The organism is Microcoleus sp. PH2017_35_SFW_U_B (assembly GCF_020737865.1).
Taxonomy (GTDB): Bacteria; Cyanobacteriota; Cyanobacteriia; order Cyanobacteriales; family Microcoleaceae; genus Microcoleus.
This window is the reverse complement of sequence record NZ_JAEQDE010000023.1, coordinates 33,853-52,479: the sequence shown is the minus strand read 5'-3', so window position 1 is coordinate 52,479 and position 18,627 is coordinate 33,853. Positions and strand designations below refer to the sequence as shown.

Annotated in this window: 18 protein-coding genes; 5 read left to right on the top strand and 13 right to left on the bottom strand. The window is 43.7% G+C overall.

Annotation, left to right across the window (positions count from 1 at the left end):
* Positions 1-85: 85 nt before the first annotated feature.
* Together JGK36_RS04130 and JGK36_RS04125 are read left to right on the top strand one after the other, a co-directional pair.
* Positions 86-352, top strand: coding sequence for a FeoC-like transcriptional regulator (locus JGK36_RS04130; protein WP_293184402.1), 267 nt, complete (start codon positions 86-88; stop codon positions 350-352).
* 240 nt (positions 353-592) lie between these two features.
* On the top strand, positions 593-2,806 hold the full coding sequence (locus JGK36_RS04125) for a cation-translocating P-type ATPase (RefSeq protein WP_293196148.1): 2,214 nt from the start codon (positions 593-595) through the stop codon (positions 2,804-2,806).
* 97 nt (positions 2,807-2,903) lie between these two features.
* Here the strand turns inward: JGK36_RS04125 and JGK36_RS04120 are convergent, their stop codons facing one another.
* The 5 genes from JGK36_RS04120 to ubiG form a co-directional block, all read right to left on the bottom strand.
* Complete coding sequence (locus tag JGK36_RS04120) at positions 2,904-4,898, bottom strand: ATP-binding protein (RefSeq protein ID WP_293184397.1); 1,995 nt, start codon at positions 4,896-4,898, stop codon at positions 2,904-2,906.
* A gap of 230 nt (positions 4,899-5,128) precedes the next feature.
* Entirely contained in the window at positions 5,129-5,866 is a 738-nt protein-coding gene (locus JGK36_RS04115) for an alpha/beta hydrolase (RefSeq protein WP_293184395.1), read from the bottom strand.
* Between the two features lie 271 nt (positions 5,867-6,137).
* Positions 6,138-6,650, bottom strand: a complete 513-nt coding sequence (fldA, locus tag JGK36_RS04110) for a flavodoxin FldA (RefSeq protein WP_293184392.1) — start codon at positions 6,648-6,650, stop codon at positions 6,138-6,140.
* 162 nt (positions 6,651-6,812) lie between these two features.
* A complete protein-coding gene (locus JGK36_RS04105; protein WP_293184390.1) occupies positions 6,813-7,139 on the bottom strand; it encodes a cupin domain-containing protein in 327 nt (108 codons plus the stop codon).
* A gap of 349 nt (positions 7,140-7,488) precedes the next feature.
* Entirely contained in the window at positions 7,489-8,334 is an 846-nt protein-coding gene (gene ubiG, locus JGK36_RS04100; RefSeq protein WP_293184388.1) for a bifunctional 2-polyprenyl-6-hydroxyphenol methylase/3-demethylubiquinol 3-O-methyltransferase UbiG, read from the bottom strand.
* 93 nt (positions 8,335-8,427) lie between these two features.
* On the opposite strand from ubiG, the gene JGK36_RS04095 reads away from it, so the two are divergent.
* Positions 8,428-9,159: a TIGR04283 family arsenosugar biosynthesis glycosyltransferase gene (locus tag JGK36_RS04095; protein ID WP_293184386.1), complete on the top strand. Its 732-nt coding sequence runs from the start codon at positions 8,428-8,430 to the stop codon at positions 9,157-9,159.
* Positions 9,160-9,173: 14 nt separating this feature from the next.
* Here JGK36_RS04095 and JGK36_RS04090 read toward each other — a convergent pair whose 3' ends face one another.
* The 7 genes from JGK36_RS04090 to JGK36_RS04060 all read right to left on the bottom strand — a co-directional run bounded on the left by JGK36_RS04090 (position 9,174) and on the right by JGK36_RS04060 (position 15,637).
* On the bottom strand, positions 9,174-10,226 hold the full coding sequence (locus JGK36_RS04090; protein WP_293184384.1) for an acyltransferase: 1,053 nt from the start codon (positions 10,224-10,226) through the stop codon (positions 9,174-9,176).
* A 343-nt stretch (positions 10,227-10,569) separates the two neighbouring features.
* Complete coding sequence (locus tag JGK36_RS04085; RefSeq protein WP_293184382.1) at positions 10,570-11,256, bottom strand: DivIVA domain-containing protein; 687 nt, start codon at positions 11,254-11,256, stop codon at positions 10,570-10,572.
* The gene (gene coaD, locus JGK36_RS04080; protein WP_293184379.1) at positions 11,139-11,717 is read right to left on the bottom strand and encodes a pantetheine-phosphate adenylyltransferase; all 579 of its coding nucleotides are present in this window, start codon (positions 11,715-11,717) and stop codon (positions 11,139-11,141) included. The genes JGK36_RS04085 and coaD overlap by 118 nt, the downstream gene beginning before the upstream one ends.
* Positions 11,718-11,932: 215 nt before the next feature.
* Positions 11,933-12,733 carry a D-alanyl-D-alanine carboxypeptidase family protein gene (locus tag JGK36_RS04075; RefSeq protein WP_293200813.1) on the bottom strand — a complete coding sequence of 267 codons (801 nt, stop codon included), beginning with the start codon at positions 12,731-12,733 and terminating at the stop codon, positions 11,933-11,935.
* A gap of 440 nt (positions 12,734-13,173) precedes the next feature.
* Entirely contained in the window at positions 13,174-13,527 is a 354-nt protein-coding gene (locus JGK36_RS04070) for a transcriptional regulator (RefSeq protein ID WP_293184375.1), read from the bottom strand.
* A complete protein-coding gene (locus JGK36_RS04065; RefSeq protein WP_293184420.1) occupies positions 13,511-13,858 on the bottom strand; it encodes a type II toxin-antitoxin system RelE/ParE family toxin in 348 nt (115 codons plus the stop codon). The genes JGK36_RS04070 and JGK36_RS04065 overlap by 17 nt, the downstream gene beginning before the upstream one ends.
* A 99-nt stretch (positions 13,859-13,957) precedes the next feature.
* Entirely contained in the window at positions 13,958-15,637 is a 1,680-nt protein-coding gene (locus tag JGK36_RS04060) for a hypothetical protein (protein WP_293200811.1), read from the bottom strand.
* Positions 15,638-15,950: 313 nt separating this feature from the next.
* Here JGK36_RS04060 and typA point away from each other — a divergent pair, with 313 nt between their 5' ends.
* Both typA and JGK36_RS04050 read left to right on the top strand, forming a co-directional pair.
* Positions 15,951-17,741 (top strand): translational GTPase TypA, encoded by a 1,791-nt coding sequence (typA, locus tag JGK36_RS04055; protein WP_293184370.1) that lies wholly within the window; start codon positions 15,951-15,953, stop codon positions 17,739-17,741.
* A gap of 106 nt (positions 17,742-17,847) precedes the next feature.
* On the top strand, positions 17,848-18,150 hold the full coding sequence (locus tag JGK36_RS04050; protein WP_293184368.1) for a hypothetical protein: 303 nt from the start codon (positions 17,848-17,850) through the stop codon (positions 18,148-18,150).
* 20 nt (positions 18,151-18,170) lie between these two features.
* Here JGK36_RS04050 and JGK36_RS04045 read toward each other — a convergent pair whose 3' ends face one another.
* Positions 18,171-18,494: a hypothetical protein gene (locus tag JGK36_RS04045; RefSeq protein ID WP_293184365.1), complete on the bottom strand. Its 324-nt coding sequence runs from the start codon at positions 18,492-18,494 to the stop codon at positions 18,171-18,173.
* Positions 18,495-18,627 lie beyond the last annotated feature (133 nt).

The following is an 18,627-nucleotide window of genomic DNA, read 5'->3' as shown; positions in this document are numbered from 1 at the left end:
CAGCCAGCAAATAACCAGTAACTAATAAGCATTAACCAATAACAGCGTTCATCTGCGTTTAAGAATCAAACAAAGGAGAAAAACCATGATTTTAAGCGACATCCAAAAATTTATTGCTGACAACAAAAGAGCCTCCATCGCGGATCTAAAAATTCACTTCCGCATGGATGGTGATGCTTTGCGCGGAATGTTAAATCGCCTAATTCGCAAAGGCAGAATCAGTAAAATGGCAGAAGCTAAAAAGTGTGGTGGATGTCACAGTTGCGCCGACGATGCCACCGAGATTTATGTATGGGTAAATCCGGGCGAGTCGGTGTCAGCAAAAGATCCGGTTTCTGCAACTTGCCATTAAGAAATCAGGAGACGGCAGTGCCGTGTCCCTACCGTGATTAATTGTAGGGAAACGGCACTGCCGTCTCCTCGCTTGTCACCTGACGGCGCAGCCGGAATTGATATAACGCAGATCCGGAGGCTCTGCCTGGGAACCAGTTAACCAGTTAAAATTATACAATTTGGTATATGATTTTATTAAACATCTGAATATATGTTCAATGATGATAATCATTCTAAAATCTCAAAAGGATACTGAATAATGACTCAAACTCCTTCCCTCAAAACGCTACAAACTAAGATTGGCGGAATGGACTGCGGCAACTGCGCCAAAACAGTAGCAGCAGGCTTGCAAAAACTGCCCGGACTTACCGAAGTCAATGTAGTTTTTGCAACAGAAAGTTTGCGGTTAAATTACGATCCTCAACAAGTAACAGAAAAAGCTATTTTCGATCGCATTCAAACTTTAGGCTACACGATCGAACAGACTACCACAGCAATACCATCATCGGAGAATTCCGGTTGTTCGCACGAACATGAACACCATCATCACCAGCATTCAACAGTCCAGAAAACTCAAAAGACAAATCCCACTAACTGGGAATTCTGGATTCGCAATCGCCGGGGACAGACTGTAATTTTAGCAGGCTTGGGATTAGTTCTGGGATTGCTAACTCAGTATTTAGGAATCGCAATTTGGCTGTCGCGCGGTTTTTATGGTATCGGTATTATTGTAGCCGGATTTGCGATCGCCCGCGCGGGCCTCATGGAGTTGCGATTGCGCCGCGCCGACATGAATTTGTTGATGACAATTTCGGTAATTGGGGCGGTGGCTTTAGGCGATTGGTTTGAAGCGGCGTTAGTTGTATTCCTGTTTAGTCTGGGAACAACTTTGCAAACTTTCACTTTCAGCCGCACTCGCCATGCTATTGCTAGTTTGATGGACATAACACCACCGACTGCAACTGTCAAGCGCGACAATAACGATGAAGTGACGGTGCGGGTTGAGGAAATTCAAATTGGAGAAATTCTGACAATTCGTCCCGGGCAAAGGGTAGCATTAGATGGGATAGTTGTATCGGGGAATTCGGCGATCGACCAATCGCCAATTACGGGTGAATCTATCCCTGAAGATAAGGAAACGGGCGATCGGGTTTTTGCCGGAACTTTAAATCAAACTGGCTTTTTGGAAGTCAAAGTTACCCACACTGCGAATGATACCACGGTTGCGAAAATTGTGCACTTAGTCGAGTCAGCGCAATCGAGCCGCGCCCCAACTCAGCAGTGGGTGGACAAATTTGCAGAGATTTATACTCCTATTGTGATTGTAAGTGCGATCGCCCTTACACTAATTCCGCCCTTAATTTTTGGTCAACCGTTCAGCGTCTGGTGTTACCGCGCCCTGGTAATGTTAGTCATAGCCTGTCCCTGCGCCTTAGTAATTTCCACTCCGGTTTCCATTGTCAGCGCCATCGGTGCAGCCACCAGTCAAGGCGTGTTATTTAAGGGCGGAAACGGCTTAGAAAATGCTGGAAAAATCAAGAGTCTGGCTTTTGATAAAACCGGAACTTTGACTGAAGGTAAACCCGTTGTGCAAAAGGTTTACGACTTGGGAGAATTGAGCGCCAGCACGGTATTGTTAATTGCAGCTTCTTTGGAACAAAAATCGGAACATCCTTTAGCTAAGGCAATTATTACCAAAGCGAAGGAAGCAGGAATCGAGTTAGAAACTCCCGAAAATTTTACGGCTTATCCGGGTAAAGGAATTGCTGCTAATTTTGCAAACAACCTCTATTTTGTCGGAAATCGCCGCTTATTTGCCGACCAAAATATCGAACTGTCACAATCAGCAGTATCTCTGCTAGATGATATCGAGAAATTAGGGCAAACTCCCGTTTTAGTCGGCAGCAGCCGCGGTTTGTTGGGAGTGATTGCTTTGGCTGACGGCTTGCGACTGGAAGCTGCCGAAGCCCTACATTTGCTCAAACAGATGGGTTTGAACAATCTGGTGATGCTGACGGGCGATCGCACTTTTGTAGCTCAGCAAATAGCCCAACAACTCAACCTATCTGAGTATAAAGCAGAATTGCTACCAGAAAACAAATTGCAACAGATTCAAGAATTGCGAAAATTTGGGGCTGTAGGAATGGTGGGCGACGGCATTAATGATGCCCCCGCTTTAGCAGCCGCCGATATCAGCTTTGCAGTTGGCGGCATTGATATTGCACTAGAAACCGCTGATGTAGTGCTAGTTGGTAGCGACTTAAGAAAACTCGCCTATGCAGTCGATTTGAGCCGCCGTACTGTAGCCGTAATTCAGCAGAATGTAATTTTTTCCTTAGTCACAAAAGCGCTATTTTTGTTATTGGGAACTTTTGGATTTGTCGGGTTAGCAATTGCAGTGGTGGCAGATACTGGAACATCTTTAATTGTCACAGCAAATGGAATGCGACTGTTTCGCTCCAAGTTGAATTAGATAGGTAGGGTGCGCCAGTCGAGATATTTGCGATGAATCAAAAGCTAGTTTCTGACGCACCCTACAGATTAACTAATCTTAAATTCAGAAATCCGTATTAACTACCACACAAACAAGTGGCTTCTCTGATTCGGGATTTAATCGGCAAATAAATCACAAACTCTGCTCCCTCACCTATTTCCGAATTCACTTCTATTTTACCGTGATGCTTCTCGATAATCTGGTAAGAAATCGACAACCCTAAACCAGTCCCTTTACCCACAGGTTTAGTCGTAAAAAATGGGTCAAATAACCGATTAATCGTATCAGGGTCAATTCCATTACCGTTATCTCTAATTCTTATCACCACTTCATTTACTCCTGCCATTTCTGTGATAATTTCAATCTCCTTGTTTCGCAGATTTGGATTGCTCAACAGTGCATCAGCAGCATTGGATGCGATATTCATAAATACCTGGTTTAATTGCGATGGATAGCATTCTACTAAGGGCAATTTTCCGTATTTTTTAATGACTTTAATGGCTGTTTTAATCTTGCTGTTTAAAATTAACAGAGTGCTCTCAATTCCTTCATGAATATCGACTGGTTTCACTTCAGCTTCATCCAACCTAGAGAAGTTCCGTAGCGACAAAACAATTTGCTGAATGCGCTCGGTTCCCATTTTCATAGAAGATAGCAACTTAGATAAATCTTCTGATAAAAAGTCGAGTTCAATTTCTTCTATGCAGTCTTGAATCGGCGCTGTTGCATTCGGATATTCCTGCTGATAAAGTGTGAGAAGTTTGAGCAAATCTGTGGTGTATTGATTGGCGTGACAGAGGTTGCCATAAATAAAGTTAACTGGGTTGTTTATTTCGTGCGCGATACCAGCCATCATCAATCCCAAACTGGACATTTTTTCGGCTTGAATTAGTTGAGATTGGGCATTTTTTAAATCGTGAAGCGTTTGTCTCAGTTGGTGCAATTGTAGATTGAGTTTACCATCCCGCTTTTCTACTTGTTCTATCATACAGTTGAAAGCTTCTGCAAGTTGACCTAATTCATAGCCGGAAGGAATGGGTACTTTATCAGAAAAATATTCATTGCTTGCCATCCAATTCACATTTTGAGTTAAATCAAGGATTGGTTTTCCGATGATTCGGCTAACTACACCACCAACAATCGCGGCTAGAATTACTCCTGCCCAAAAGAAACTATCAAGCCTGTTAGATAAGGTTAATTGCGTCTGCTGCATTGTTGCCATTGGGCTAAACACTGCTAGATTTATGCTGTCGCCTATGTCTGACATTTCTACCGTTTTCATGATGTAAGATTGGCGCTCAATATCGATTTTCGTGGTCGATGTGTGTAGTGCAGGTACTTGCCAAGATTTTGAGCGAATTTCGGGAAAATTAGTAGCAATTAATTCACCGGATTTGAAGATGGCAAAGTAATTTATATTGTTAGTATCAATGTTGATTTGCTGCAATTGTTCGTCTGTCACTAAGTAACCGACGAGTACAGCACCAATTATCGTATTATTGTTTCTAATTGGTGCAAATCCTACTAGCAATGCTTGCGGTTTGCCATCAATACTGACGAAATTTGACTTTTCTAAGCCTTTAAGTGCTGAATTTATCGCTGCGCTATTGATCAAGTTCTTGCCTGTGAGCCACTCTTCTCGCAACTCTGCTACCATTTCGCCGCGCGCGTCTACTACCTTGACTAAATCCAATTTAAAAGTGGTTTGTAGAGATAATATATCTTGACGCAAGATGTCTGTGTCTTTTTGTTCTACTGCACGAATAACTTCTGGTTCTTCTGATAATAATTTGGCTTGTTTTGTCAATTGAGTCGATCGACCTTTGAAGTCTCGCACGGCTAAAGCTGCTTGATTTTCAACTTGATCGCGCACTCCTTTTTCGAGAGTGTTGGCAAATCCAATTTTGACTGTGTGTATCACTAACAACAATAGAGTGACGGATACACCTAGAAATGGCACAATAATTTTGAGGCTTAGCGGTACTCGAAAACGGCGGGCTTTTGGTTGAGCTGTTGTCGGGTTCGTAGGCGCAAGCCGGGGCGTAGCCATCGCACTTTTTGAATTTTTCACAAGTAGTTATTGAAAATAAGACTCATTAATATATGATAATACATTAACCATAAATTGTAATTTATATCAAATCCGGTAGCATAGGAATTATTAACCGAAATTAGGAGACGGCACTGCCGTCTCCCTACAATTAATCGGGGTAGGGACACGGCACTGCCGTCTCCTCTATATCATTCCGGTGTAAGCGGAATTGATATTATTTATTTATATCAATAGTGGCGATCGATCATCTAGAACTTCAAGTCTAAAATCGGTTGGCGACTATGTATAGATAGCCAAAAATTCAGTATTTTTTCCCCGACTTCTTCCGGATAGAAGTGATGAAAAAAATGCCGCCCGTCTGGACATTCCCAAAAGCGATCGCCTTTTTTGAGAAATTTTGACCAGCGGCGCATGACAATAGGAGATACCACAAAATCCGTTTTGCTACTACATATCAACAAAGGTACTTCTACACCTTTATCGCTAGAATTAATCACCCTAAATAAAGAGTGAGGACAGGGAGAACAGGCTAAGTCATCCTCAAAATATGGTATAAATTTTTGATTGATACTTTGATTTTGGAATCCCAGCATATCGCCAACCATTTGACTTAAAACTTGTTTGCCACTCCAGGGAAAAGCTGAAAGATGCGTGTAGTAATGTGCTTGCCAATTAATCGCAGATGGCACACCCACACCTAAAAGTCCCAAAGAACTTACTTTGTGAGGATAGCGACGGGCATACATTAAACCAACTAATCCACTGGTACTGTGGCCTAGGAGGTGAATTGGGCGATCGCGCATTGTTAAAAAGTCGTGCAAAAGCTCAACAGCCATATCCAAAGAACAACCTTCGTCTTCAGTTTGTTCATATTCCCATATTTGCACGGGGACAGAATGATTTAAATAGGCAAGTAGAGAGCGATCGAACCAATGTAAACTCGGACTTACACTTAACCAAAGTACGTCATCTGAACTGAATTTCATCAATTTTAAGTTAGATATAAAGTTATTTAGAACTTAGTAGACATAACGTTAAAATGTAGCGTGGGCATTGCCCACTTACCCTGAATAAATATGTAGATGGAGATAGCAAGTCTGGATGTTTTGGCACAAACAAAACTTATTTCTTTGAACCGCAGAGGACGCAGAGGACGCAAGAGATGCTCATAGGTTAGCTGGTTGTGGGGCGGGTTCAGAGTATCCGCCCCAAAAATACAGGTATTTTGCAGTTTACCAAACTGCCCTACCGTTAATCCTATATCCCAAATTCTTTTTTGAGTTGAGATACCCAAGCTTTGACGCGCGCTTCCGTCATTTCAGATTGGTTGTCTTCATCAATAGCAAGACCCAAAAACTTGCCATCAACCACGGCCTTAGATTCATTAAAATCATAGCCATCTGTCGGCCAATAGCCAACAGTTTCACCGCCCTGTTCCGATATTTTTTCAGCCAAAATCCCCATTGCATCCATGAAATTATCCGGGTAACCTTCTTGGTCGCCAGTTCCCAAATAAGCTACTTTTTTGCCGCTAAAATCAATATTTTCAATTTCAGGTAAAAAACCTTCCCAGTCGCTTTGTAGTTCGCCGATATTCCAAGTCGGACAAGCGATAATCAGACATTCGTATTCGGCGAAATCATCATTTTCAGCGCGACCGATGTCATGCAAAGTTACGATATCGCCGCCAAATTCATCTCGAATAATTTCAGCTACAGACTCGGTTTTGCCAGTTGTAGTTCCGTAGAAAAGACCAATTGCTTTTGACATTTTTACTCCGAATGTGAAATTTGATAGTGCTTGAGATTTCTGATTTTTGAGTCAGAACTTGGCATTTCTTGCCTGCAATTCAGACAAAACCAGTAAACGCGATTGTGGTTAATCTGAGAAATTAGGGAGTCAAGGCAGCAAGGACACTGTTTTTTCATCTACTTAAAGTTGAAAATTCATCAACCAAGCTGAATCACTCATATCGGGGTCTGGTTCGCAGTCAATTAGTAACAAATTCAGTGTCGTTGTTACTTTTAGACTGCGCGGGATGCCGGCGGGTACAAACACAAATACTCCCGGTGTTAAAGTGACTGTTCGATCGCACACCGTGAGAGTTCCTACTCCTTCTAAGATGGCTATGGTGACATCTTTGGAGCGATCGAGGTCGGGTATTTCGGAATTTTGACCCAAACTCATCAGTTTTTGGCTGTCGGCAGGTTGCCCCTCGCTGATTCGCGAGGCTGACGCGGAAACTATTGCTGCTGTCACGGTGATTGACCTCCAGGTACTGTTAACTTCCGGTACTTATTGCAATTTATATTCAATAAGCTACCATGCAATTCCTGTAAAATATCAATAATTTAATATTAAGATTTGTAACAGAAAGCTGGCTATATGGGCTATAGTGGAAGAGAATACAGCCTTAAATTTAGACAGAGCGGTGGTTTTGGGCGATGTAGCGGGAATGGGCGATCGGTAAAATTACAAAATAATTGCAAATAATATGCAATTGTGCCTAAAAAAAATGGGGCGGGTTGTAGAGGGATTTGGTCGATCGCACAAATCTCTCTACAACCCGCCCCCTAATCACAACAGTCAACTATCAACAATTAACCGACTAATTCTTCGCCCCTACCCCAACATACATAATCGATCTATCCTCATTAATTTTGATTTTAAACAACCCAGACTTTTTGTAATCCACATAGTTAGCGATATTAGAGATTAGCACTTGAGAAACTTGTTGGAAACTTGCCGGAGAAGGAAATAGTTGCTTTCCACTTGTAAGATTTTCCCAAAAACCGTGCATCTCGCCTAAAACAGCCCCCATTTCTCCAAACATATCAAAACCTTTAATTTCAATCTTGTCGAAACCCGTATCCCGCATTACCGCAGACAGTTCCTCCGGGGTAATAAACTTTTCCCAATCGTGAACGCCTCGTTTAATTTCCTGCAAGGTATTTTCCATCAGTCCAATCATCACAATTTGCGAGGAAAAAGTTCGGTTGATTGTATCGAAAAAGAACACTCCCCCGGGCTTAAGAATTCTGTGAACCTCTGACACAACTTGTTTGTAATCGGCAACGTGTTCTAAAACATCCACGCAGATTACTACATCGAAGGTATTGTCCGTGTAGGGCATATTTTCGGCAAAGCCTTGTCTGTAGTCTATCTCGAAACCGCTAGTAACTGCGTGATTCTGGGCTGCTACAATACATTTGTGCGATCGATCTATTCCCGAAACCACAGCGCCCCTCTCGGCCATAAACTCGCAGGAAAAACCGCCGCCGCACCCAACATCTAAGGTTTTCAGCCCTCGCCAATTGGTCGCGTGTCTGTCGAAAAACTCAAATCTGGGTTTGTTTAGATGGTAGAGAGCATAGATTTTAGCATTTTCGTCCCACCAATTATCAGCATTTTCATCGTAAAATTCTAAATCGTTTTTTACTTCTGTTTTCTGCACGATTTTTTTAGTCCTGATTAGTGGAAGCTCTAGCAGCAGTTGTCAATCGCCACAGTTTTTTATTATAATAGTTTTGGCATAAAATTCAATCTGATGGATCGCGTTTCTATTATCATCCCAACCCTGAATGAAGCGACTTGTCTAGAACGTACCCTCCGCCAACTCAGCATTCTCAATCCTCCGGCTTGGGAGGTTTTGGTGGTAGACGGCGGCAGTCAAGATGAAACAGTGGCGATCGCCCTTACTTCCACAACCCGTGTTATTTTTAGCAGTATGCCGGGCCGTTCCGTGCAAATGAATTTAGGTGCCAAAACCGCCACAGGCGAAATTTTGTGCTTCCTCCACGCCGATACTCTAGTTCCCGACGACATCGTAACAGTCATCCAAAACACATTATCCGATGCCGAAATTGTCGGGGGCGGGTTTATCTCCCTGATGGCTGGTTCGCAGCACACAAGATGGGGTGTTTCGCTGCACAATTACCTTAAAACTTACTACGCGCCGCTGTTATTTCGACCTCATTTGTTTGTTAAAGGATTGCGCCTGCTGTTTGGGGATCAAGTTATTTTTTGCCGGCGTACAGATTTTTGGGAATGTGATGGTTTCGATGCCGCACTGCCAATTATGGAGGAGGCAGATTTGTGTTTAAAGTTAGTGCGACGTGGTAAAATTAAGTTGGTTAATCGAATAGTGCAAAGTAGCGATCGCCGAGTGGCGCATTGGGGCGAATTGAAAGCAACTGCCATCTATCTTGCGATCGGTTTTTTGTGGGGGTTTGGCGTTTCAGCGAAGTATCTCAAGCAGTTTTATGAAGACATCCGCTGAAACACAAAATCTGATTAAATTCCCAGAATGTACTGGCTGTATTTTTTGGGCAAAACTTTCTGCAACAGGTAAATAATCGCCAAACAACCGCACAAAGTCCCTGTCACTAAAAAGCTGAGCTTCAGTAGCGGATGTACGGGATCGATAAATTTATAAAACACTAACAATACATATTGCACGACAGTTGAATCCAGCAGATATATCGGGAATGAATACGCAGCCAAGAGTTTGACTAACCCCGAAACTCTACTGGGAAGTGCGATATTTTTAGAAAATGCGAGGATCGACAAGACGAACAAAATTGCGTATCCTTGGGCAGATAGTTTAAAAAACGAGCGGAAAAACCATCCCTCCGCCGTAACTCCGCTGAGCAGGTAATATTCCCAAATACTCGCTAGATAAAAGAGGACTGTTGCTCCTAAAACTAGCATTTTTCTGCGTTCGAGAACTGGTTGAATTTTGTCATAGGCTGCGCCCAAAAATAGACCTGTTGAAAATGGTAAAATCCAACTAAAAATCCAGCGCTCCATCAAAGGTAGAGGTATTGATATGTATTTGAGAGCGCTCAAGTAAAAGAATATGGTAAAAATTGTTTGAATTGTTAAACCCAATCCCAAAACTTTGATGGGTTCTAAAAATCGTGATTTCACTAGCAGCCACCACCAACCGTAGCATTGAATAATTACAACGATGAAATAATAGGGAGGCATCACGGAGCCTGTCAGAATATTTCTGAGCAATGACAGTAAATCTATTTTTTGGAGTGAGTTCCAATTATTTAAGATGTACAAAGTTACTGACCAAAACAGGTAGGGTGGTATAATTCTTGACAGTCTTTTTTTGACTACCTGTCCGGGATTATTTTGATTGTCGAGTTTGTTAGTGAGGAAAAAACCGCTGAGGAGTAAAAAAGCTGGTACGCAGAACAGTTGAAATGTATCGATGGAGACAAACAAAATTCGGCGATCGCGAAATGCCGCAAACCCAGCATGAGTAATCACAACACTGACTATGGCTAAAGCTCGGATCGAGTCAAATTCCGCAAACCGATTAGAAGCTTTTTGCATGATAAAAAGTAGATTGCAAAAATTATGGTCAAATCAGAATTTTTCTGCCTGATGGATTTTCACCATAGCAAAAAATGGTATATTTGCTCCTATCTTCACAAAAATTATCAATATTCAAACAAGTCTTGCTATAGCAGTGGACAGTGGACAGTTGACAGTTGACAGTTGCACAGTACGGGAATCAAAGCATTTATGCTTAACGGGTATCGGCTCTATTCATGAGGTTATTTATCTGCTCCCCGCCCAGTAAGGATGCTGGGCCATTTCCCTGCCACTCGATCGCGCGATCGCCCGTAAATTCACAAAATTATCGGTAAGTCACACTTTGATTAAAGCAAGTTAACTAACCGTTGTTGTGATGGATGTGCGACGCAGAAACACTATCCAACTGATCTCGCCCATTGCGGATCACGCGCAGCATATCGCTCAGCTTGTGCTCAATATTATCGAGCACTTGGTCAGCATAATCGTCGGCGCCATTTTGAATTTCCTCGCATTCAGCGATCGCCCTGGTTCTCATTTCTTCCAGTTCCTCTTGAGCCTGGTAGCGAATTTGTTCCACTTCCGCCAGCGTCGCCTGCTGAATTGCTTCGCAGTCGAGCAAAACTTGCTGTCGCAACTGATCTGCTTCTATCTTCGCCTGCTGTAGCAGGCCCATATCGTTTAAAAGTTCTGCTGCTCGCTGTTCTGCTGCTTCTATCACTTCTTGAGCGTAGAGTTGGGCTTCTTGGAGCAGTTCGTCTTTGTGTCGGATGACCGTTTCGGCTTCCCCAAAGGCGATCGGCAAATTTAGCCTCACCAAGTCTAACTGATCGAGCAACTGTTCTTCATCCACCAGAGTGCGTCTGGTCATGGGAATGCGCGGGCTGTCGAGAACAATTTCCTCAAGCCGGTTCAATTCCCGCTGGATGTCTACTCCTGCGGTTCTGGTCTCGTCTCCGAAGGCGGCGGTGTTCTGAGGTGATTCGTTCTCAGTGCTGCGTCCGGTAGTGTCGGGTTCGATGCGATTTGGTTCCTGTTGGCGTAACATTTGTAAATATCTAGAGCGACGTGTTTCGGAACAAGATGATCTACGGAGCCACCAAACTTGGCGATTTCTTTAACTACACTACTACTTAAAAAGCTGTACTCGTTAGAAGTTGCCAAAAAAACTGTTTCAATTTCGCCCAGAAGGGTTTTATTGGTGTGGGCCATCTGGAGTTCCATTTCAAAATCCGTTAATACCCGGAGTCCCCGCAGCAGCACTTTGGCTTGTCGAATCTTAGCATAGTTTACTGTCAAACCCTCAAAACTGTCTACTTCTACGTTTGGCAGGTGTTTGGTAGAGCGCAGGATCTGCTCAATCCGTTCTTCTACGGTGAACAGAGGGGTTTTGCTGGGATTTTTGACTACGGTAACAATTATGCGATCGAACAGTTTAGATCCCCGCTCGATAATATCTGCGTGACCGAAGGTAATGGGGTCAAAGCTGCCTGGATAGATTGCAATCACTTGTTTGGCGGGAGAGGGGGGAGAGGGGAGAGGGGGAGACGGGGAGAGGGGAGATGTGGAAAACCTTCCTTTTTCCTTTTTCCTTCTGACTGTCAACTGTCAACTGTCAACTGTCAACTGTCAACTGCCAACTGTCAACTGCCAACTGCCAACTGTCAACTGCCAACTGTCAACTGTCAACTGTCAACTGTCAACTGTCAACTGTCAACTGTCTTCTACTTTTTTAGCGAATGAGCTTTGTAGAAAGTTTCGAGGCTTTGCCTGTCGCCCACAAACCGCCAGTGCCAAGGCTCGTAACTGACGCCTTGGCGATTGTTTTTGGGGAAGGACATTTCAAAGCTGAAAGCGGTGGCATTGGCTTCTAGCCATTTGAATGCTTGGGTATTTTCAAAGCTGGGACTGAGGTTGGTATCCGGGGAGGAACCGTCACCAAGGTCGATCGCATAACCGGTATGATGTTCGCTATAACCTGGAGGAGCGCTGACTTCGGCTCGCTTGCTGGCATTTTGCCTGCGTTCAGCTTTTACATCAAAAAATACGTGTTGTTGGTCGTCTACGGATCGAAAGCCTGATATGGGAGCAAAATATATGCCTGATGCGGCGGCAGCGTTGGCCATTTCCTGATATTTTGCTGCTGCTGAAGTGCGGAGTTTGATGCTACCGTCGGAGGTGACATTTACCAAGTCGGCGGCTGGTGCTTCTGGGTAAGGCAAGTGTCCCAGCAGGTTGTCTGGGGTGGCGGCTTTTGAGTTGGTAGCTGGGCTCGGAGCAGTTCCAGGGGCCAAAGTCGCTGCTGCTGGGTTTTTTTGAGTTGGCTGTGCCCGACTGGTGGCTGGGAAAAAGTTAAAGTTGAGGTGCAGCCAGATGCTGACGCCAAAGGCGACTGCGGCCAATCCTACCAGTTTCCAAATCAGTCCTTTTTTCTTGGACTGACTCCCTCCTGCTTCTAGATATGGGTGGTCTCGTACTGCTTCTGGAATTTCTCGACAGACTAGCGTTATCCAAGCCAGCTCCACTCCTGCACTTCAATAAGGCTCAACGTTACAAATTGTATATCTATCTGGGCGATCGAGCAGCTACATTTGCCATTGAGAATATATGATACCTTCCTGACTTCGCCCCGTCCCATCCGCCAACTCTCGTATCTATAATATTTGGGCGAGATAATCGCCGATGCGAGGCCAAACTGGTTGAGGCTGGTGGCGCTGGTTTATTTTAAGTGTAATTTGTTACTGTTCCACAAAATCTAAGAATATTATCTGCGATCGACACATCAAACATCCGCGCCAATTTTACCAGCACTGATGTCAGTCATTGCGTGTTTAGGGCGATCGGGCATATTCACTTCAGGAATCTGACCGTCTGACTTGAGGTAACGCTGAATAGCTGTCTCGTTGTAGTTCTATAAGGTCGATCGCCACTACTTGTCGATCATCATACGGGCGATCGACCACCATCAAACATTACCAACTTCTGCCAACTCAGCAACATTAGCAGGAATTTCCTCATCCCCTGCATCAACCGCAACTGTTAACTTCAATCCCAGAGCCTTCAGCCAACTAGCCAAACCATAAATAGTCGCAATTCCGTCTCCCGACAACAAAGTATCTAACTTTTCCAAATGCAACTTAGCATCATCAGCCGACATATTTGGTTTTCCCAAACTCTCAAATACATTGCTAAGTGCGAGTTCAAGCAAACCTGCTTCAGGCTCTTCGTCTTCCAAATGCGCTGTTAGATAAGCAGCAGCGTGTATTTTATCCTTGAGGGCTTCAATCAGATAATCTTGATAACTATCGCTCGTTGGCATTTTCGCGTTCTCCATATTCTTTCCAATACTCCTTAGCTCGACGGATATCTTGTTGTTGAGTGCTTTTATCTCCACCGCAGAGGATTAGCACTATTGTTGACCCAACTTGTCCGAAGTACACCCGATACCCAGGCCCAAAGTCAATTTTCAATTCGCAGACTCCTTCCCCAACAGACTTGCTGTTTCCTAAATTCCCCAAGCGAACTCGATCAAGCCTTTGTTCAATTTTAACTACTGCACTCAAATCTCGCAGGGAACTAAGCCACTCTGCGAAAGGATTTCTACCGTCTGGGGTAATATAACGCCGAATTTCCCTCAGTTGTACTTCCATAAATGCGATCGCAACTACTCGCTCATCATCATACGGGCGATCGCCCAAAATCAAACCTTACGAATATTTTCATTTATGGAGCTAAGAAGATTGAATCTACTAATATCCATGAGTATCTAAATATTCTTCAAAAGTCTCGTCTGTTTCATCGCTATCATAGCCAAAAACAGCCTCCCTTGCCGCTCTAACTTCAGCGTCGTCGAAACCATGATTTTTGCGATCGTACACATTTACGTCCCTACAACTTTCCACATCTGATGCCCTTTGCGAGCTAGAGGGTTTCACGGCGCGAACCTTTCCCTTAGACAATTGCTCTAAGATTTTACCTACAGAAACCCGCCAAGGATTCATTTCATTAGCTTGCCTTAGATACTCGATCGCATCTTCAGTTCTGTTTAACTTCGCAGCAGCAAATGCTTCTCCAATCAGAAATATATCTTTTTCTTTTTGCTGTTTTAGTTCCTTAAATACTTGATTTGCCCCCTCAAATTTACCCCCGCCTAAAAAAGAACAACCCATTAAAAACTTAGAAGTGGTTCGATCTACATTTCCTTTGTCATTTAGCGCTTCTTCTAATTTTTTTTCTGCTTCCTCATATCTACCGACCAGCATTAGTCCCAGAGATAAAGTATGAATTAGATAGGAATCCAATCTACGAACTCTGTACTTTTCAATGACTTCAATAGCTTTTTTATGGTCTTGTTTTGTGATGTAAAGTCTTGCCAGCCGTTCAGCAATATAATCTTTTTTCTGCCTTTGCTTTTCCTGAGAACGAGGAAAGGTCAGCGACTGCTCTAAATACTGTTCTGCTAGCTTGCGATAGCGAATAGCTTCTGGTTTATCTAGCTGACCGTAACCGCTCAAAATCCAGTATTGAACAAATGCCGTTTTCCCCAGAGCATACAACTTATCAACACCCTCACAAACACCATTTATTGCTGTTGTGGCAGATTCACCATCCGGTCTGTCTAATTCCCAACATTTATAAAAGTATTGCCACGCATTGTTGGCATTTTCTAAATCTTTGGGAACGTAAGTAACACAATCTTCCTGACAAACATTGCGACGCAATCTCAACGCAAAAACTGCTGTGTCCCACTCATTGACAATCATTTGATAGTAGGCAGAGCCGATATTGTATAGCGACTTGATATATTCATTGCTACAGCGTTTGCGCTCTTTACTTTGCTGTGGATGGGTAGGATCGAGTGATTCCCAAATTTGAAGAGCTTTCTCGAAAGATTCAATTCCTTCTAGACGTTTTTGTTTTGCAAGTTCTAAATTCCGATCTTTCCAATAGGTGTTAGGTAGAACTTCTGCAAGTAAATATCCCTTTCGATAGTGATCTTTGATGCGATTTGGAGCTATTGAGATTGCCCGATCGTAGTATTCTATCGCTCGCTCTGCCTCTTGTCTAAGGTTTCCATCGCGCCTATTTCTAGGTGTTTTTAGCTCGAACGCATTCTGGTAGTGTAAATATGCTAAATTTGCTAAATAAGTAGGATTATTCGGCATTAATTCTACACACCGCTGGCGCAGCATTTCTGATTCACGGCGATACTTACTCTTGCTATTTAAAAATGCGGTCTTTTCTGGTTCTTTTCTAGGAAAATCCTCTGCCGAAACCTCGGCTAATTTTCCGCAGGCAAATCCTATCTCGCTCAAAATTGCAGCATCATTCCATATTTTGCCCTGACTGAGACGCTCTAAGGGGGAAAACTTATTATATATACCTTCCCAATCATTGCGATTTTTCAAGGCGTTAATTTCATCTCTCATAGTTGACTCCCCTGGATTAGATAGTTTTATTACAGCTTCCATCTGTTCATTATCCAGCAGACAGCAGAAAGGTAAAAAACATTGTGTGCGATCGATTTCGCTCCGATTATTGTGCAAGCTCTATGGCGGTGCCCAGTTTAGCGCTCGCAATTCGCAGATGCTGGTGCTTATTATAGCTAAGATCGGTAAAATGTGGGCATCAGTAAGTCGGGCAAGATGCCAATCCCGCAAATTACCCGATCGCCCCTTGACTTCATGCGCTACAATTATTAAGAAATCTTTAGTTAAATCCGTTTAACGTCCCAGACGCATTATGAGTCTTCCCATTCGCAACGTCGCCATCATTGCTCACGTCGATCACGGCAAAACCACCCTTGTGGACGCTCTTCTCAGACAGTCCGGGGTCTTCCGCGAAGGGGAAGAAATCCCAGATTGCGTCATGGACTCCAATGATATCGAGCGCGAGCGTGGCATCACCATCCTTTCCAAAAATACCGCCGTCCGATACAAAGAAACCCTGATCAACATCGTCGATACCCCCGGACACGCCGACTTCGGTGGCGAAGTCGAACGAGTTCTCGGCATGGTAGACGGTTGTTTGCTGATCGTAGACGCCAATGAAGGCCCGATGCCGCAAACCCGGTTCGTGCTCAAAAAAGCCCTGGAAAAAGGACTGCGCCCGATCGTATTTGTCAACAAGATCGATCGCGATCGAGCCGACCCCCACAAAGCCGTCGATAAAGTTTTGGATCTGTTCCTCGAACTAGGCGCTGACGACGATCAGTGCGAATTTCCCTACCTCTTCGGTTCCGGCTTAAGCGGTTACGCCAAAAAACACCTCGAAGACGAAGGGCTAGATATGAAGCCCCTGTTTGAAGAAATCCTCGACCACGTACCACCCCCAGTAGGCGACCCCAACAAGCCGCTGCAACTGCAAGTAACCACCTTAGATTACTCCGAATACGTCGGTCGCATCGTCATCGGCCGCATCCACAACGGCACGATTAGAATCGGTCAACAAGCAGTCTTAATCACCGAAAGCGGCGCGCTTGTCAAATCAAAAATCAGCAAATTGATGGGCTTTGAAGGCCTGAAGCGGATTGATATCGCAGAATCTTCTGCTGGTAATCTTGTCGCCGTTGCTGGTTTTGCTGATGCCTATATTGGCGAGACAATTACCTGTCCCAACGACCCGCAAGCGCTGCCTTTAATCAAGGTAGACGAACCAACTTTGCAGATGACTTTCTCTGTGAACGATTCGCCGTTCTGCGGTCAAGAAGGTAGTTTGGTAACATCGCGTCAAATTCGCGATCGGCTAATGCGAGAACTCCAAACCAACGTCGCCTTGCGCGTCGAAGAAACCGACTCTCCCGACAAATTCCTCGTATCCGGTCGTGGCGAACTCCACCTCGGAATCCTGATCGAAAATATGCGCCGCGAAGGATACGAATTCCAAGTATCCCAGCCGCAAGTAATCTTCCGCGAAGTCGGCGGTCGTCCCTGCGAACCCTTTGAATGTTTAGTCTTAGACGTACCCGAAGAAGCCGTCGGTGGCTGCATCGAACGCCTCGGTCAGCGCAAAGCAGAAATGCAAGATATGCACGTCAGCAGCACCGGCCGTACTCAAATCGAATTTTCAGTCCCCGCACGCGGTTTGATTGGATTCCGAGGCGAGTTTATGCGCTTGACTCGCGGCGCTGGAATTATGAACCACAGCTTCCTCGACTATCGCCCCCTCGGTGGAGAAATTGTCGCCCGTCGCAACGGAGTATTGATTTCCTTTGAAGAAGGAACTGCAACTACTTATTCACTGAAAAATGCTGAAGACCGTGGCGTATTTTTCATTACCCCCGGAACCAAGGTTTACAGAGGGATGATTATCGGAGAAAACAACCGAGATGACGACATGGAACTCAATATTTGCAAGTCAAAGCAGTTGACAAACCACCGCGCATCTGGCGGTGAAGAATTGGCACAATTGCAAGCACCAGTCGATATGAGTTTGGAACGTGCTTTGGAGTACATCGGGCAGGATGAATTGGTGGAAGTAACACCGAAATCAATTCGCTTGCGGAAGGTGTCTAAGAAGTTGGTCAAACGCTAAAAAAATTAAGGGCTGGCAATTTTGCCAGCCCTTAGTGTCAACTTCAAACTACTGTATTTAAAGGCAATATTAAGCATTTTAACGCAATCAAAAATAGGTAAAAACGATGTCAACGGTTTATCGTTTAAAAGCCAGCGAACTCGATCTTAATTTTTTAGAACAAATCAAAGCGACTTTTGGAAATAAAGAGATTGAAATAATTGTCTCAGAATGCGATGAAACCGAATATCTTTTGAAATCGGAAGTCAATAAAAACAAACTGTTAAAAGCTATTGAAAATATTAAAGACAGGCAAAATTTAGTTGAAGTCGATAAAACTTTAATGCAAGTTATGGCAGAAATTTCCGATCGGGCCCAGCAGCGAGGCTTAACACCAGAAATTTTACAAGAGGTTTTAGCAGATAATTAAGATTAGTGTCTATAATTAGTTTAATTGTTTGTTTTTCTGGCATGAATTTCGCTTCTAACTGCTTCTACTTCTTGGGCGATCGTTTCCAAAGAAAGTTCATCGGTTCTAAAGGACTCCAAAAGAACTGCTAATTTACTGTGTTGTCTCTTCAAAATTTTAAAGATTCGATCACGACTGACTGTTTCAGTATTTTCGCCTTCTTTGATAGCATTTTCCATGCCTATATCTTCTAGGGCTTCTGTTAAAATTTCCGAAAATACTTTTTTGTGTTCTTTTACTAACTCAAAAATAGCTGCTTTGAGCAATTCTTTAAGCTTAGTTTCGTCTTGAGTAATTTCAGACATAGCTTTTTTTGTGCTATTTTTTTTAAGGTTTTAATTATATCACAAAACGGGGCAAATTTAGCCAACTTTAGTTCGCGGGTGGCCAGAAACCGGGTTTTTTCAAGAATTATTCGCTGCGCTTCGTAGAAGTGGC